The sequence below is a fragment of the Sandarakinorhabdus rubra genome (assembly GCF_010994245.1).
Lineage (GTDB): Bacteria > Pseudomonadota > Alphaproteobacteria > Sphingomonadales > Sphingomonadaceae > Sandarakinorhabdus > Sandarakinorhabdus rubra.
In genome coordinates, this window is the sequence record NZ_WMHO01000041.1 from 1 (window position 1) to 15,212 (window position 15,212).

General features: G+C 66.7%; 15 protein-coding genes and 1 other RNA gene. 1 reads left to right on the forward strand and 15 read right to left on the reverse strand.

What is annotated here, in order from left to right; genetic code table 11:
• Nucleotides 1-49: 49 nt before the first annotated feature.
• The 5 genes from GJV64_RS04225 to GJV64_RS04245 form a co-directional block, all read right to left on the reverse strand.
• Entirely contained in the window at nt 50-247 is a 198-nt protein-coding gene (locus tag GJV64_RS04225; RefSeq protein ID WP_235927590.1) for a hypothetical protein, read from the reverse strand.
• Complete coding sequence (locus tag GJV64_RS04230) at nt 244-1,170, reverse strand: heme o synthase (RefSeq protein ID WP_164156033.1); 927 nt, start codon at nt 1,168-1,170, stop codon at nt 244-246. The genes GJV64_RS04225 and GJV64_RS04230 overlap by 4 nt, the downstream gene beginning before the upstream one ends.
• Nucleotides 1,171-1,221: 51 nt before the next feature.
• On the reverse strand, nt 1,222-2,859 hold the full coding sequence (gene ctaD / locus GJV64_RS04235) for a cytochrome c oxidase subunit I (RefSeq protein WP_164156034.1): 1,638 nt from the start codon (nt 2,857-2,859) through the stop codon (nt 1,222-1,224).
• Between the two features lie 24 nt (nt 2,860-2,883).
• Nucleotides 2,884-3,855 carry a cytochrome c oxidase subunit II gene (coxB, locus tag GJV64_RS04240; protein ID WP_235927591.1) on the reverse strand — a complete coding sequence of 324 codons (972 nt, stop codon included), beginning with the start codon at nt 3,853-3,855 and terminating at the stop codon, nt 2,884-2,886.
• Between the two features lie 119 nt (nt 3,856-3,974).
• Entirely contained in the window at nt 3,975-4,796 is an 822-nt protein-coding gene (locus GJV64_RS04245) for a crotonase/enoyl-CoA hydratase family protein (protein WP_164156035.1), read from the reverse strand.
• A 29-nt stretch (nt 4,797-4,825) separates the two neighbouring features.
• Here GJV64_RS04245 and GJV64_RS04250 point away from each other — a divergent pair, with 29 nt between their 5' ends.
• Nucleotides 4,826-5,347 (forward strand): (2Fe-2S)-binding protein, encoded by a 522-nt coding sequence (locus tag GJV64_RS04250; RefSeq protein WP_164156036.1) that lies wholly within the window; start codon nt 4,826-4,828, stop codon nt 5,345-5,347.
• Here the strand turns inward: GJV64_RS04250 and GJV64_RS04255 are convergent, their stop codons facing one another.
• The 10 genes from GJV64_RS04255 to GJV64_RS04300 form a co-directional block, all read right to left on the reverse strand.
• The gene (locus GJV64_RS04255) at nt 5,348-5,866 is read right to left on the reverse strand and encodes a DsrE family protein (RefSeq protein ID WP_235927592.1); all 519 of its coding nucleotides are present in this window, start codon (nt 5,864-5,866) and stop codon (nt 5,348-5,350) included.
• On the reverse strand, nt 5,863-6,816 hold the full coding sequence (locus GJV64_RS04260) for an NAD(P)H-dependent flavin oxidoreductase (protein WP_164156037.1): 954 nt from the start codon (nt 6,814-6,816) through the stop codon (nt 5,863-5,865). Before GJV64_RS04260 ends, GJV64_RS04255 begins: the two co-directional genes overlap by 4 nt.
• Before the next feature lie 14 nt (nt 6,817-6,830).
• Nucleotides 6,831-8,267 carry an aldehyde dehydrogenase family protein gene (locus GJV64_RS04265; RefSeq protein ID WP_164156038.1) on the reverse strand — a complete coding sequence of 479 codons (1,437 nt, stop codon included), beginning with the start codon at nt 8,265-8,267 and terminating at the stop codon, nt 6,831-6,833.
• Between the two features lie 95 nt (nt 8,268-8,362).
• The gene (locus GJV64_RS04270; RefSeq protein ID WP_164156039.1) at nt 8,363-9,640 is read right to left on the reverse strand and encodes an amidohydrolase; all 1,278 of its coding nucleotides are present in this window, start codon (nt 9,638-9,640) and stop codon (nt 8,363-8,365) included.
• Nucleotides 9,616-10,392: a sulfite exporter TauE/SafE family protein gene (locus tag GJV64_RS04275; RefSeq protein ID WP_164156040.1), complete on the reverse strand. Its 777-nt coding sequence runs from the start codon at nt 10,390-10,392 to the stop codon at nt 9,616-9,618. Before GJV64_RS04275 ends, GJV64_RS04270 begins: the two co-directional genes overlap by 25 nt.
• Nucleotides 10,382-11,014, reverse strand: a complete 633-nt coding sequence (locus tag GJV64_RS04280; RefSeq protein ID WP_164156041.1) for a DUF4893 domain-containing protein — start codon at nt 11,012-11,014, stop codon at nt 10,382-10,384. Before GJV64_RS04280 ends, GJV64_RS04275 begins: the two co-directional genes overlap by 11 nt.
• Nucleotides 11,014-11,619: a guanylate kinase gene (gene gmk / locus GJV64_RS04285; RefSeq protein WP_164156047.1), complete on the reverse strand. Its 606-nt coding sequence runs from the start codon at nt 11,617-11,619 to the stop codon at nt 11,014-11,016. The genes GJV64_RS04280 and gmk overlap by 1 nt, the downstream gene beginning before the upstream one ends.
• A 53-nt stretch (nt 11,620-11,672) precedes the next feature.
• Nucleotides 11,673-12,176 carry an SspB family protein gene (locus tag GJV64_RS04290; protein WP_164156042.1) on the reverse strand — a complete coding sequence of 168 codons (504 nt, stop codon included), beginning with the start codon at nt 12,174-12,176 and terminating at the stop codon, nt 11,673-11,675.
• A 225-nt stretch (nt 12,177-12,401) separates the two neighbouring features.
• Nucleotides 12,402-12,749, reverse strand: a transfer-messenger RNA (tmRNA) gene (ssrA, locus tag GJV64_RS04295).
• Nucleotides 12,742-15,212: efflux RND transporter permease subunit (locus GJV64_RS04300; protein ID WP_164156043.1), on the reverse strand; the 2,471-nt coding region annotated here is incomplete at its 5' end. The genes ssrA and GJV64_RS04300, both read right to left, overlap by 8 nt.

The window sequence follows — 15,212 nt, forward strand, 5'->3', positions numbered from 1 at the left end:
GCCAGCCCGACACGCCGGTTGGCCCGGGCCGTGGCGGCTGCCGCGCCGCTCAAGGCGTGGCTCCAGCGACGGGCGCCGGCGGCACTTGGCCAGCCATGCGCACCACGGTGATGCCGAAGAACAGCACCACCAGCGCGAACAGCACCAGCCCCAGCGCCCGGTTGCGCGATTCCCGGCGGGCATAGAAGGCCGCACGCTGCGCGTCGGTCCAGCTTGCCGGATCGGGGGCGGTGTCCATGCCGGTCATGGCAGCAGCAGCCGGTCGGCGACCAGCGCGCCGAACAGGCAGGCGAGATAGAGCAGGCTGAACTTGAACAGCTGCTTTTCCGCCAGCATGTCGGCGGGCAGCAGGGCGCGGCTGCGCGCCACCTTCACCGCCATCCACAGGAACAGCGCGCCCAGCGTGAGCGCCGTGCCGCCATAGGCCCAGCCAGCGAGACCCAGCAGCGTGGGCGCCACGGTCACCGGCACCAGCAGCAGCGAATAGAGCAGGATCTGGCGACGGGTCTCTAGCAGGCCATGGGTGACAGGCAGCATCGGAACGCCGGCCTTGGCGTAATCGGCCTCCATGAACAGCGCCAGCGCCCAGAAATGCGGCGGCGTCCACAGGAAGATGATCGCAAACAGGATCCACGCCATCAACGGCGTGTCCCCGGTGACGGCGGCCCAGCCGCAGATCACCGGAAAGGCCCCTGCAGCGCCGCCGATGACAATGTTCTGCGGCGTGCGGCGCTTCAGCCAGGCGGTGTAGACGACGACATAGAAGAGGATCGACACGGCAAGCCAGGCGGCCGCCACCCAGTTCAATGCAAGGCCCATCACGGCAACCGCGCCGGTGCCCAGGATCACGCCGAAGGCCAGCGCCTCGCGCGGGTCCATCTTGCCGGCGGGCAGCGGGCGCCTTGCGGTGCGCTTCATCAGCGCATCGATATCGGCCTCATACCATTGGTTGAGCGCCCCGGCGGCGCCGGCTGCGACCGCAATGCACAGGATGCCGGTGAAGGCCAGGAACGGGTGCATCGTGCCCGGTGCCGCCACCATCGCGCAGGCCGCCGTGAAGATCACCAGCGTCATCACCCGCGGCTTCAGCAGGGCGAAATAGTCGCGCCAATCCGCCATCAGGGTTTCGGGAACCCCGGCGGCGGGCTGGGCGGTGGCGCTGTTGTTCATCACATCGGGCCTGCAAGGGGCGCGGACATCAGTCCGCACCCCGGTGCCCGGTCACTTGATGACCGGGAGGGTTTCGAACTGGTGGAACGGCGGCGGGCTGGACAGGGTCCATTCCAGGGTGGTGGCGCCTTCGCCCCAATAATTGTCTTCCACCTTGCGGCGCGACGCGAACGACACGACGAGGTTCAGGAAGAAGAACAGCATGCCCACGCCCATGATGGCGTAGCCATAGCTGGCGATCTGGTTCCAGAAGGCATAGGCATCCGGATAGTCCGGGATGCGGCGCGGCATGCCGTCGGAGCCCAGAAAGTGCATCGGGAAGAACAGGATGTTCACGCCGATGAAGAACACCCAGAAGTGCAGCTTGCCCAGCGTTTCGTTGTAGGGCTTCCCGAACATCTTGCCGAACCAGTAGTACCAGGCGGCAAAGATGGCGAACACGGCGCCCAGCGACAGCACATAGTGGAAGTGCGCCACCACATAGTAGGTGTCGTGGAAGTAGGTGTCCACGCCGCCGTTCGACAGCAACACGCCGGTGACACCGCCCACGGTGAACATGAAGATGAAGCCGATCGCCCACAGCATCGGCGTGTCAAAGCGGATGGAGCCGCCCCACATGGTCGCGATCCAGCTGAAGATCTTGATGCCGGTGGGCACCGCGATGATCATGGTGGCGGCCGTGAAATACATCTTGGTGTTCACGTCGAGGCCGACGGTGAACATGTGGTGGGCCCACACGATGAAGCCGATGAAGCCGATCGCCACCATGGCATAGGCCATGCCGAGATAGCCGAACACCGGCTTGCGGCTGAAGGTCGAGACGATCTGGCTGATGATGCCGAAACCCGGCAGGATGAGGATATAGACCTCCGGGTGGCCGAAGAACCAGAACAGGTGCTGGTAGAGGATCGGGTCACCACCACCATCAGCCGTGAAGAAGTGCGTGCCGAAGTTGCGATCGGTCAGCAGCATGGTGATGGCGCCAGCCAGCACCGGCAGCGACAGCAGCAGCAGGAATGCGGTGACCAGCACCGACCACACGAACAGCGGCATCTTGTGCAGGGTCATGCCCGGCGCCCGCATGTTGAGGATGGTGGTGATGAAGTTGATCGCGCCCAGGATCGAAGATGCCCCGGCGATGTGCAGCGACAGGATGGCCAGATCGACCGCCGGGCCGGGGTGGCCCTGCGTCGACAGCGGCGGATAGACGGTCCAGCCAGTACCGGCCCCGTTGGCGCCGGCCGGGCCTTCGACGAACATCGAGGCGCACAGCAACAGGAACGACGGCACCAGCAGCCAGAAGGACACGTTGTTCATGCGCGGGAAGGCCATGTCGGGCGCGCCGATCATGATCGGCACGAACCAGTTGCCGAAGCCGCCGATCATCGCCGGCATCACGGTGAAGAACACCATGATCAGGCCGTGGGCGGTGATGAACACGTTCCACAGATGGTTGGCCTGATCGACATTGCCCTGCGTCATGAAGGTGAGCCACTGGATGCCGGGCTCGGCCAGTTCGAGACGCATGATGCCCGAAATCGCGCCGCCGATGGTGCCGGCGATGATCGCGAAGATCAGGTAGAGGGTGCCGATGTCCTTGTGATTGGTCGAGAACAGCCAGCGCTGGATGAAGCCCATCTGGTGATCGGCGTGGTCGTCATGAGCACCGGCGGTTGCGGCGTGAGCCATGGGTCTAGCGTCCTCTCGTCAATCTCAGGCGGCCGGAACCGCAGCGGTCGCAGCAGCGGCCGCGGGGGCGGCAGGGGCGGCAGCAGGCGCCGCCGCAACGGCCGGCTCGATACCGTTCTCGCGCTGCTTGGCCGCCACCCAGGCATCGAACTTGTCCTTCGGCAGCACCTCGATGGCGATCGGCATGTAGGCATGCTTGGTGCCGCACAGTTCGCTGCACTGGCCGAAATAGACGCCGGGGCGATCAACCTTGAACCAGGTTTCGTTGATGCGGCCGGGCACCGCATCCATCTTCACGTAGAAGGCCGGAATGGCGAAGCTGTGGATCACGTCCGCCGCGGTGGTGAGGATCTTCACCGTCGCGCCTGCCGGCACCACCACCCGGTTGTCCACATCCAGCAGCTTGGGCGTGCCGCGCTTGTCGGCCTCCTCGTTGGTCAGCATCACCGAATCGAAGGTGAAACCGCCCTGATCGGGATATTCATATTCCCAATACCACTGGTGGCCGATGGCCTTGATGGTGAGATCGGCCTTGGGCGGATCATATTGATTGGCCAGCAGCCGGAAGCTGGGCACCGCGATGACCAGCAGGATCAGCGCCGGCACCACCGTCCAGATCACTTCGATGGTGGTGTTGTGGCTGTTGGTGGACGGCACCGGGTTTGCAGCAGCGCGATAGCGCCAGATCGTCCAGGCCAGCAGGATCATCACGAAGATGGCCACCGCGGCCATCACCGGGTTCAGCACCCAGTTGACCATGAAATGCGCCTGTTCGGCGATGTCGGTGACCGGCAACTGCAGGTCATAGCCGCCGCGTGGCACCCCATATTCAGCCGACGGCGCGGTGAGCGCCGGCACGGCGGCGGGCACCTCGGTCGTGGTCACCGGCGGCACCGGAGCCGCGGCCACCGCCTCCTGCGCGCGCGCGGCGCACGCAGCGAGCACACCGGCGCCCATTGCCCCGGCGGAAACCATCATCTTGTACGTGCGGCGCATAAGGCCCCATGGCTGTAGCGGGCGGAACCCTCCGCCAAATGACGTAGCTGCTATGCCGTGCTGCAGCGCAACAGGCAAGCCAATTCAGGACATGAACGCTGTCGCACCCAGCGCAAATGTCAGGCTTTCAGGTTGCCGAAGCGGGCGGTCTGCTTCGTCATCTGCGCCTTCACGGCTTCGGCCATGTCCTCGCCCTGCAGCATGCCGGCATTCCAGACCGCGACATATTCAAGGCCATCGGCCACGCTGTGATCGCGACCATAGTTCAGCACCTGCTTGATGCCGGTGATGGCCAGCGGCGATTTCGAACAGATCTCGCGCGCCATGGCCTCGGCAGCGTCGAGTGCTGCCTGGTGCGTCTCTTCCACCCGGTTGACGAAGCCCCACTTCGCCGCCTCGGCCGCCGGGAAACGGCGCCCGGTGTAGGCCAGTTCGCGCACCAGCCCCTGCGGCAGCAGGAAGGGGATGCGCTGGAGCGTGCCGACATCGGCGACGATGGCGACATTAATCTCCTGGATGGTGAAGAAGGCATCGGCCGTGCAGATCCTGAGGTCGCATGCCGTGACCAGGTCAACCCCGCCGCCGATGCAGCCGCCCTGGGTGACGGCGATCACCGGCACCCGGCAATTGTCGATGACGTTGAAGCTGTCCTGCAACTCCTTCACGTGGCGGCGGAAGGCCTCGCGCTGGCGGCCGAGATCACCCCCCCGGCTGGCCGCCGCGTTCTGCCCGGCCCAGTTCAGGTCGAGCCCGGCGGTGAAATGCTTGCCGGTCGAGGCGATGATGACGCAGCGCACGTCCATGTCGTGCTCGATGGCGTGGAACACCCGCACCATCTCGGGCCAGAAATCGCCGTTCATGGTGTTGAGTTCGGCAGGGCGGTTCAACGTGATGCGGGCGATGCCGTCCGCCACGGCGTAATCGAGCGTCTTGAGTTCCATTGCGGCCTCCTCGCTTGTATGGCGAAGGCATGACCAAGTTCACCGTGAACGGCAATCCTGTCGAATTTCTGATGCCGCCCGACACGCCCTTGCTGTGGGCGCTGCGCGATGCCGCCGGGCTGACCGGCACCAAGTTCGGCTGCGGGGCCGGCCTGTGCGGCGCCTGCACCGTGCACGTGGATGGCAAGGCCACCCGCTCCTGCCAGGTGAGCATCGCCGATCTGGAAGGCACCTTCGTCACCACCATCGAGGGCTTGTCCGACAACCGCAGCCATCCGCTGCAGCAGGCGTGGATCGCGGTTCAGGTGCCGCAGTGCGGTTACTGCCAGTCGGGCATGATCATGGCGGCGGCGGCCCTGTTGAAGGAAAAGCCCAACCCGTCGGACGAGGACATCAACGCCGCCATCACCAACCTGTGCCGGTGCGGCACCTACGGCCGCATCAGGAAGGCCATCCACCTGGCAGCATCGGGTCGAGTCGAGGCCGGCGTGCCGGGGCCCGAAACGACCGGCGAGGATGCCGCCGCACGGGCGCCCAGCCTCAAGGGCTGATCAGAACGGGTTCAGCGTGTAGCCTTGCGCCTGCAATATGGCGTGGGCGCTGCTGGCGGAAATCGCCAGTTCCACGCCGGGCAGCAGATCGGCTTTCTTCACACCCAGGATGTTCGCCGCCTGCCCGCAGACGATGAAGCGCACGCCCTTCTGCAGCATTTCTTCCACCATCGCCTGGCTGGCATTTGCCGCGCCGTTGTGGCGGGCGGCATAGACCTGCGGCTTCGTCAGTTCGTTGATGGCGGAGCCATGTACCACCACGGCCACCGCCACGTCGCGTTCCGCCATGCCGTTGCCGACATGGCTGTTGATGAAACGCGCGGCGGTCTCGAAGCCGGGGTTGCGCTTGCCCGGTGTTGCCGGCCGCACATCATAGACATGGCGCAACACCGTGCCCTTGGGGATCACCACGTCATGTTCGGTGGCGGTGTAGCTGCCGAATCCCTTGAACACCGGCCCGTCGATGGCGGCGGCGGGGCTGGCGATCAGGGCCAGGGCAACGAGGGCAGCACGCATCATCCGAGGCTCCGCAGGCTCTTCAGAGTCGATTCCGCTTCCGCCACGGTGCGGCGCACGATCTCGCCGGCCGGCAGCACCTCGGTTATGCCGCCACCGCCCTGCCCGGCCGCCAGGCACTGGGTTTCCGGGATCACGTCCAGCACGCCGGCAATTGGCCCCAGCCGGTTCAGCTGCACCGATTCCGCCACCTGCGCGGCGAACGGCTTGGCGTTGCGGTTGTCGAAATCGCGGTTGCTGTCGTTCACGATGGCGCGCAGCGTCTTGCCGGTGAACACCTTCGAGACGATGGTGTCGCTCTCGCTCATGCCCACGATCGCATCCTTGTACTTCTGTCCGGCGTGGGCCTCGTGGCTGGCGATGAAACGGGTGCCCATCCACACGCCGACACAGCCGAAGGCCAGCGCCGCCGCCAGCCCGCGCCCGTCATAAAGCCCGCCGGCTGCCACCACCGGGATATCGACGGCATCGACACACTGCGGCCACAGCGCCACGCTGGCCACGCTGCCGGTGTGGCCGCCGCCTTCGGTGCCCTGCGCGATGATCACGTCGCAGCCGGCCTCCGCCGCCTTCACCGCATGCTTCACGTTGCCGGCCATGCACATCACGACAACGCCGGCCTGCTTCAGTTCGGTGATGATCGCCACCGGCACGCCGAGCCCGGCGATGAAGGCCTTGGCGCCGCCCTTGATGATCACGTCTACACTGGCGGTCAGTGTTTCAGGCTGGGCGGTGAGCAGGTCGACACCGAACGGCTTGTCGGTGAGGTCCTTCACCCGCGCCATCTGATCGGCAATGAACTTCGGCGGCAGGCCGGCCATGCCGAGCGAGCCGAAGCCGCCGGCGGCCGAAACCGCCGCACAGACTTCGGCATAGGAGACGCCGCCCATCCCGGCCAGCAGCACGGGATGTTCAACGCCCAGCAGGTCACAGATCGGGGTGTGGATGGTCATTGTTCCGCCGTCCGTTATTCGGCTGCCTGGGCTTCGCCCCAGCCGATGATGGCCTTGGTTTCGAGGAAATCGGCAAAGCCGTGATCGCCCCATTCGCGGCCATTGCCCGACTGCTTGTAGCCGCCGAACGGCGCCATCAGGTCGAACCCAGCCTGGTTGATGTTGACCTGGCCGGCGCGCAGCTCGCGGGCGACCTTCTTCGCATGCTCCGGCTCGCCCTGGACATAGGCGGCCAGGCCATAGACGGTGTCGTTGCCGATGGCGATCGCCTGTTCCTCGCTGTCATAGGGCAGCATGGCCAGCACCGGGCCGAAGATCTCCTCGCGCGCGATGGTCATGTCGTTCGACACGTCGGCGAACACCGTGGGCTTCACATAATAGCCCTTGTCCAGCCCCTCCGGCCGGCCGGGGCCACCGGCGACCAGCGTGGCGCCTTCCTTGATGCCCTGCTCGATCAGGCCCTGGATCTTGTTCCACTGCGTCTCGCTGACCACCGGACCCATGGCGCTGTTGCCGTTGGGATCGCCCACGGTGGTGGCTTCGGCGGCCTGCTTGGCAATGGCGACAGCCTCCGCCATCTTGCCGCGCGGCACCAGCATGCGGGTCGGCGCATTGCAGCTCTGGCCCGAATTCATCATCACGCTCTGCACGCCGCCGGTCACCGCCTTCACCAGATCGGCATCGGGCAGCACGATGTTGGGGGACTTGCCGCCCAGTTCCTGCGCCACGCGCTTCACCGTATCGGCCGCGTTCTTGGCCACCGCGATGCCGGCGCGGGTGGAGCCGGTGAAGCTCACCATGTCGACATCCTTGTGCTGCGACAGCGCCACGCCAACCCCCGGCCCGTCGCCGTTGACGAGGTTGAACACCCCGGCCGGCACGCCTGCGGCATGCATGATCTCGGTCCAGATATAGCCGCTGAACGGCGCGATCTCCGACGGCTTCAGCACCATGGTGCAGCCCACGGCAAGCGCCGGCGCCACCTTGCAGGCGATCTGGTTCACCGGCCAGTTCCACGGCGTGATGAAGGCACAAACGCCAATGGGCTCCTTGGTGATCAGCGTCGTGCCCTTCAGCTCATCGAACTTGTAGTTTTTCAGCACTTCGATGGCGGTGGCGATGTGGCCGATGCCCAGCGCGGCCTGCGCCTGGTTCGACAGCCAGGCCGGCGCCCCCATCTCTTCGGTGACGGCGGCGGCGATGTCATTGTAGCGCTTCTGATATTCGGCCGCGATGGCGCCCAGGAGGTCGATGCGGTCCTTGACGCTGGTGCGGGCAAAGGCCGGGAAGGCCTTCTTGGCGGCGGCCACGGCGCGATCCACGTCAGCGGCGCTGCCAAGGTTGATGCGGCCCGCCACTTCTTCGGTGGCCGGGTTGATCACATCGAGGGGGTTGGCGACGGCCGGCTCCACCCACTGACCATCGATGTAGAATTTCGTGTAGTCGCGCATGGTGTCTCTCCCCAAATGGCTGGCTCGTTGTCCGATTGCCCCAGCTTGTAGCACGCCCGTGCGGCGATTCGGCGCTTGGGCTTTTTGAGGGGGGATTATTTTGCCGGCATCAGCATCACGGCCGCCGCCGTCATCGTCTCGACGCCGGTGGCTATGGTGGGGGCCGGATCGGGCGCCCAGCCGCCATTGTGCAGGGAGGGGATGCGGGCCTCGCCCTTCAGCGCCGCATCCCACTGCGCCTGGGGCACGCCGCCCAGCCAGTAGATGACCGACGGCACACCCGCCGCCAGCCCGAACTGCTGGAAATCCTCCGACGCCATCGACGGGTCGAGATCGGGCACCCGCGCCGCGCCCAGCCGGGCCCGGAACAGCGCCCGCACCCGCGCCGCCAGCGCCGGGTCGTTCAGCGTCGGCGTGCCCACTGGGCCGTGCGTCACCACCGGCATCAGCGTGTCGGGCAGGCCGGCAGCAATCGCCTCGCCGCGCGCCACCCGGGCAATGGAGTCCAGCAGCCGCTGCTGTTGGGCGGCGTCATAGCTGCGGATGGTCAGCTGCAGGGTCACCTCGTCGGGGATGATGTTGTGCTTGGTGCCGCCGTGGATGCTGCCGACGGTGATGACCGCTGGGTGGAAGGGATCATTCTCGCGGCTGATCAGCGTCTGCAGGCTGGTGACGATGCGCGCCGCCAGCGCCACCGGGTCCTTGGTGGTGGCGGGATAGGCGCCGTGGCCACCAATGCCCTTCACCACCATGTCCATCGAGGTGGAGATCGACAAGGCGCGATCCTGCGGCACACTCACCTGCCCGGCTGGCAGGGTGCTGTTGTCGTGCAGGGTCAGCGCGAAATCCGGCTTGGGAAAGCGGGTCAACAGGCCGTCGTTCAACATGGCACGGGCACCGCCAAAGCCTTCCTCCGCCGGCTGACCGATCATCACCACGGTGCCGCGCCAGGCCTTGCGGTTGGCAGCCAGCCAGCGCGCCGTGCCCACCCACACCGCCATGTGGATATCGTGGCCACACGCGTGCATCACCGGCGTCATCGGGCCATCGCCATAGCGGCCCATCGCGGTGCTGGCATAGGCAAGGCCGGTGGTTTCCTTGACTGGCAGGCCATCCATGTCGGCGCGGATCAGAACGGTGGGACCCTTGCCGTTCTTAAGCACGGCCACCACGCCGGTGCGGCCCACCTTCTCGGTCACTTCAAAGCCGGCGGCGCGCGCTTCGGCAGCGAGGATGCCGGCCGATCGCACCTCCTGGAAGCTCAGTTCGGGATGGATGTGCAGATCCTTGTAGAGTTCGACCAGATCGACCGGCGCCGCCTGCGCCGTTCCAGCCAGCAGTGCCGCGACTACAGCCCCGAAAACCCGTCCCATGTCAGTTTTGCCCCCACCAGGATCATCAGCAGGTGCATGATGGCATAGAAACGCGGGCCATCAACCCGGCGCACCAGCACGGTGCCGGCCCAGGTGGAGGCGATGGCCGCGGGCATCAGCGCGGCGGCCGTCCACAGATTGGCTGGCGTGAAGGTGCCGAGCGCCCAGTAGGCCGGCACCTTCAGCCAGTTGATGATGGCGAAGAACAGGCTGCTGGTGCCGATGAAGACATCGCGCGGCAGCTTCATCGGCAACACATGCATCTGGAAAGGTGGCCCGCCGGCGTGGGCGATCTGGCTGGTGAAGCCGGCCGCCGCGCCCATCGCCACGCCCGACACTTGCCCGCCCAGCCCCTCATTGGCTCGACCCGGCACGCCACGCCGTTCCGCCCGGATGCGCTGGATGCCGAAACTCAACGAGATCAGCCCCACCGCCAGCTCCACCGCCGCCACCGGCACGAAGCGGGCCAACGCCCAGCCGGCGAAGATGCCCAGGCACGCCCCCGGCACCATCAGCTTCAGGAGACCCTCGTTGCGGTGGGCGCCAAACGCCTTCACCGAGAACACGTCCTGGACCAGCAGGATCGGCAACAGGATGGCGGCCGCCGTCACCGGGCTCATGCCCAGTGCCATGACCGGCACGCCCAGCACCCCCAGCCCGGCAAAGCCGCCTTTGGCAAGGCCCAGGATGGTGACGCCAATCAGCGCCGCCGACCAGAACCACCAGCCATGGGAAAGCAGTTCAGCCGGCACGGAGCTCGATCAGGGTGAGGCGCGCAGTCCAGCGCGGCCAGGGCATGGCGATGCGCCACTGGCCGGGCGCCAGCGGCTCCAGCACGCCCAACTGGTCGCGATCCCGGTCCTCGCCATAGGGGCGGCGGCGCGGCTCGCCAGCCAGCTGCACGCTGCCAAGATAGATCAGTCGATCGATATCGGGATAGAGCGCGCCGACATGACGCTGCACCCCGGCCGGGAAATCGAAGCGCAGCAGGGTACCATCCGCCGCCAGCGTGCACGGTCCAAAATCGCCCACCTGCACCGCCGGCACATTCTGCGGCTGGCCCTGCCGCCAGCCCATATGGACAATTCGGCAGCGATAGGCACCGGCAGTGGGCAGTTGCCGCGTCGAATCGCGTGCACCAGGCACGGCCAGCGCACCCAGCACACCGACATCGGCGCCCGCCGCCGCGACATCGGCCTGCGCCTGCATCCAGGCATCAGAAAGGCGCGCGAGCCGGCCGCGATCGGCATCGGTGATCACCGCCTGCCAGACATCGGCGCGGCGCACCACGGCATAGCGGCGCAGATCATCGCCCTTGCTGCAGCCGGCCAGCAGCACCGCGGCCGCCAACAGGGCAGCTACCGCGCGGCGCATCAGTCGCCCAGCATGGCGCGCACGAAGCTGGCCAGCCCCAGCTGGCGCTTCCTGCGGAGGCGCTCGGCCTTCAAGATGGCGCGGATCTCGTTCAGGCAGGTCTCGGCATCGTCGTTGACCAGCACATAATCATATTCGCCCCAGTGGCGGATCTCGTCGCAGCTGCGCGCCATGCGGTCAGCAATCACTTCCGGGTGATCGGTGTTGCGGCTGATCAGCCGGCGCTCCAGTTCCTTCAGGTCGGGCGGCAGGATGAACACGCGCACCAGGTCGGAGGCGGCATCGGTCTGCTGCAACTGCTGGGTGCCCTGCCAGTCGATATCGAACAGCACATCGCGGCCAGCGGCCAGCGCATCCTCCACGGGGCTGCGCGGCGTACCATAGCGGTTGCCGAACACGGTTGCCCACTCCAACAGGGCATTGCCATCGATCATCGTCTGGAACTGATCGTGGGAGACGAAATAATAATCCACCCCGTCCGTCTCGCCGGGGCGTGGGCTGCGGGTGGTGGCCGAAACGCTCATGGTGATCTCGCTGTCCTCGGCGAGCAGCGCGCGCGACATTGTCGTCTTGCCGGCGCCCGAGGGGGAGGACAGCACGAACATCAACCCGCGCCGCAGCGGTGCATTGCCCGGCGCACCCAGACGGTGGAAGCGCGTCACTTGCGGCGGAACCGGTCCAGCGTGACGACATTGCTGCCATCAGTGGCGCCGCCCTTCGGGTCACCGTCGCCGGGGGTGCCATCGTCCGGAGCCGGCGGTTCCGGCGGCGGTTCCGGCGGAGCCTCGCCCTCCTTGGGCGGGAACTGCAGGGCAAAGTTCACCGCCGGATCGACAAAGCCCACCACCGCGTCATAGGGGATGGTGAGCAGCGAGGGCATCTGGTTGAACGACAGGCCGATGGAAAACTGGTCGGGCCCCACCTCCAGATCCCAGTAACGATGCTGGATGACGATGGTCATCTCTTCCGGATAGCGTTCGATGAGGTGCTGCGGGATCGACACGCCAGGCGCACGGGTGCGAAAGGCGATATAGAAATGATGGCCGCCGGGCAGGCCGCCTTCATCCTGGATGCGCTTGAGCACACGGCCAACCACGCCGCGCAGCGCGTCCTGCACGATCTCGTCGTACGGAATCAGGCTGTCGGGCGTTGTATCGGTCACGAATTCTGCCCCGGTTGCGTATGCGCACCGATTGGCGCGCGGCGCCGCCAAGGTCAAGCCACCGGCGAAAATAGCCGCAACGAGGTTGCCGGTCGGGGGACGCAGCGGCTTGGGTCAAGTGAGGGGGTTCTGTTGCCCGGCCCGCCAGTTTGCCCGTGGGTCAGGGGGCACAACGGCCTTCGAAAAAGTGAGGGGGTTCTGTTGCCCGGCCCCCCTCCGGCCGCTGGAATCCACTTCTGTTGCCCGGCGTGGCCCCTGCCGCGCTTTCGGCCAGTTTAACCTTGGTCGGTGAAGACCTCAGTTACGCTGCGATCGCGAATGCCTCGTTGTCGTTGGCATTTGTGGGTTTTGAACGGTTTAACGGCTCATTCAGGCCGGGCAAAAACACCGTCTTTGAACACACGTCGATCCTGGTTCGGCCCCGCAATTCACCCCGACAACGGGACTGAAGAATGGTGGAGCCGCCGGGTACTGCCCCCGGGTCCGCTGCGTCTATTCCACGGCATCATTTATCGCCATAGCCGGCAAGCCGGCATCCACAATGTAGGGGGTCGGCGCCGATTCCTCAATCCCGGATGCTGCCGTCTCCGCCGAACTGCCGGTACAGCGTGGGCAGCAGGAGCAGGGTGAGCAGCGTCGACGAGAGGATACCGCCGATCACCACGGTGGCGAGCGGTCGCTGCACCTCGGCCCCGGCCCCGGTGGCGATCGCCATCGGCAGGAAGCCGATGCTGGCCACCAGCGCGGTCGACAGCACCGGCCGCAACCGGTCCAGCGCGCCCGCCATCACCGCGTCCGCCCGCGCCATGCCGTGGGCGCGCAGGTGGTTGATATGATCGACCAACACCAGCCCGTTGAGCATCGCGATGCCCGACAGGGCGATGAAGCCGATCGCCGCGGTGATCGAAAAGGGCATGCCTCGCACGGCGAGCGCGAACACACCGCCCGTCACCGCCAGCGGGATGCCGGCAAACACGATCAGGGCCTGCCGCAGCGAGCCGAGCGCACCATAGACCAGCAGCAGGATCAGCAGCAGACAGGCCGGGACCAGCACGGCAAGGCGTGCCTTGGCCTCCTGCAGCTGCTTGAACTGGCCGCCGAATTCGATGCGATAGCCATCCGGCAACGGCACCGCCCTGGCCAGTTCCGCCCTGGCCCGCGCGACATAGGCTTCGACATCGCTGCCCGACAGGTTGACCAGCAGCGCGGCGCGCTTCTGGCCATTGTCGCGGCGCACCGGTTCGACCGCCATCACCTCTTCCAGGGTGGCCACCCGGCCGAGCGGAACCATGCCGGCACTGCCCACCCTGAGCGGCAGCGCGCGGATCGTGTCGAGATCGGCGCGTTGGCCATCGGGCAGGCGCACCACGATGGCATGTCGGCGGATGCCCTCCAGGATGGCGCCCACCTCCTGCCCCGCCAGCCCGGCGGTGATGGCGCGGTTCACCTCGTCGGCCCCCAGCCCCAGCCGCACCAGCGCATCATGATCCACTCGCACCACCAGGCTGGGGGTGCGGCCATCCACTTCATACTCGGCCTGCGCCGTGCCCAGCTGCCGCTCCAGCACGGCCAGAACCTTGCTGCCAAGCGCCTCCAGTTGATCATTGTCGTCGCCATAGATCTTCACCGACAGGTCGGCGCGGGTGCCTTCCAGCATCTCGTTGAAGCGCATCTCGATCGGCTGGGCGAACAGGAAATTCTGATCGGGGTGCACGCGTTTGGCTTCCGCCTCGATGGCGCGCACCAGCGCGGCCTTGCTCTGCGGGCCACTCGCCGGCCATTCATCGCGCGGCTTGTAGTGGATATAAAGGTCGTTCTCGTTGGGCGGCATCGGATCGGTCGCCACCGCCGCCGTGCCGATGCGCGCGAAGACATGGGTGATCTGCGGGAACTTCTGCAGCAGCACCTTTTCGACCGCGATTTCCTGGGCAAGTGCTGCGTCGAGGCTCATGTCCACCGGGCGATAGACCATGGCCGTGATGGAGCCTTCGTCGAGCCGCGGCGTGAACACCGTGCCCAGCCGGGTGAAGGCGAAGCCGGCCGCAACCAGCACCAGCAGCGCCGGCACGATGGCCAGCATGGGCCGGGCGATGGTGGCCGCCAGCAGTGGCCGCCAGCCCCGTTCCAGCGCCGCCATCAGCCGCGTCGGGCCGTGATCGGCCCCGGCCTTCAGCCAATATGATGCCATCGCCGGCACCACCGTGACACTGACCAGCAAGGCGGCGGAGAGCGCCAGCATCACCGTCAACGCCATCGGCCGGAACAACTTGCCTTCCACGCCGCCCAGCGCCAGCACCGGCACATAGACCAGGGTGATGATTGCCACCCCGAAGGCGACCGGGCGCGCCACCTCGCCCATCGCCGCCGTGATCAGGCCGCGGCGTTCGACTTCGTCCAACGCTCGGCCCAGCCGCTGCTGCTCGGCGCCCAGCCGGCGCAGGGCATTCTCCACCGCGACGATGGCGCCATCGACCAGCAGGCCGAAATCGAGCGCACCCAGGCTCATCAGGTTGCCGGAAATGTCCAGCCGCACCATGCCGATGGCCGCCACCAGGAAGGCGATGGGAATGACCACGGCGACAATCAGCGCCGCCCGCCAGTGGCCCAGCACAAGGATCAGCACGAAGGCGACCAGTGCCGCCCCCTCAGACAGATTGTTCCGCACTGTCGCCACCGTGCGTTCGACAATGTCGGCGCGGTCATAGCGGGCGCGGATCACCATGCCCTCGGGCAACGCCGCTTGCACCTCGGGCAGAGTGGCATCCACCGCGCGCGCCACGGTGCGGCTGTTCTGACCGGTCAGCAGCATGATGGTGCCCAGCACGGTCTGGCGGCCATTCACCGTGGCAGCGCCGGCCCGCAGGGCGCTGCCCACGCGCACCGTGGCCAGATCGGCAACGGTCAGCGGCTTCACCCCGCCGGCAAACTTCACCGGCAGCGCGCCGATGCGTTCGGGCTCCATCACCCGGGCATCGGTGCGCACCACCAGCCGGCGTCCGGCCTTCGCGATGGCGCCGCCGCCGGCATTGTCCGCGT

Excerpts from the sequence above, each read along its gene's own strand:
- GJV64_RS04225 (WP_235927590.1), bottom strand. The coding sequence starts at position 247 with ATGACCGGCATGGACACCGCCCCCGATCCGGCAAGCTGGACCGACGCG.
- GJV64_RS04230 (WP_164156033.1), bottom strand. The coding sequence starts at position 1,170 with ATGAACAACAGCGCCACCGCCCAGCCCGCCGCCGGGGTTCCCGAAACC.
- ctaD (WP_164156034.1), bottom strand. The coding sequence starts at position 2,859 with ATGGCTCACGCCGCAACCGCCGGTGCTCATGACGACCACGCCGATCAC.
- coxB (WP_235927591.1), bottom strand. The coding sequence starts at position 3,855 with ATGCGCCGCACGTACAAGATGATGGTTTCCGCCGGGGCAATGGGCGCC.
- GJV64_RS04245 (WP_164156035.1), bottom strand. The coding sequence starts at position 4,796 with ATGGAACTCAAGACGCTCGATTACGCCGTGGCGGACGGCATCGCCCGC.
- GJV64_RS04250 (WP_164156036.1), top strand. The coding sequence starts at position 4,826 with ATGACCAAGTTCACCGTGAACGGCAATCCTGTCGAATTTCTGATGCCG.
- GJV64_RS04255 (WP_235927592.1), bottom strand. The coding sequence starts at position 5,866 with ATGATGCGTGCTGCCCTCGTTGCCCTGGCCCTGATCGCCAGCCCCGCC.
- GJV64_RS04260 (WP_164156037.1), bottom strand. The coding sequence starts at position 6,816 with ATGACCATCCACACCCCGATCTGTGACCTGCTGGGCGTTGAACATCCC.
- GJV64_RS04265 (WP_164156038.1), bottom strand. The coding sequence starts at position 8,267 with ATGCGCGACTACACGAAATTCTACATCGATGGTCAGTGGGTGGAGCCG.
- GJV64_RS04270 (WP_164156039.1), bottom strand. The coding sequence starts at position 9,640 with ATGGGACGGGTTTTCGGGGCTGTAGTCGCGGCACTGCTGGCTGGAACG.
- GJV64_RS04280 (WP_164156041.1), bottom strand. The coding sequence starts at position 11,014 with ATGCGCCGCGCGGTAGCTGCCCTGTTGGCGGCCGCGGTGCTGCTGGCC.
- gmk (WP_164156047.1), bottom strand. The coding sequence starts at position 11,619 with ATGTTCGTGCTGTCCTCCCCCTCGGGCGCCGGCAAGACGACAATGTCG.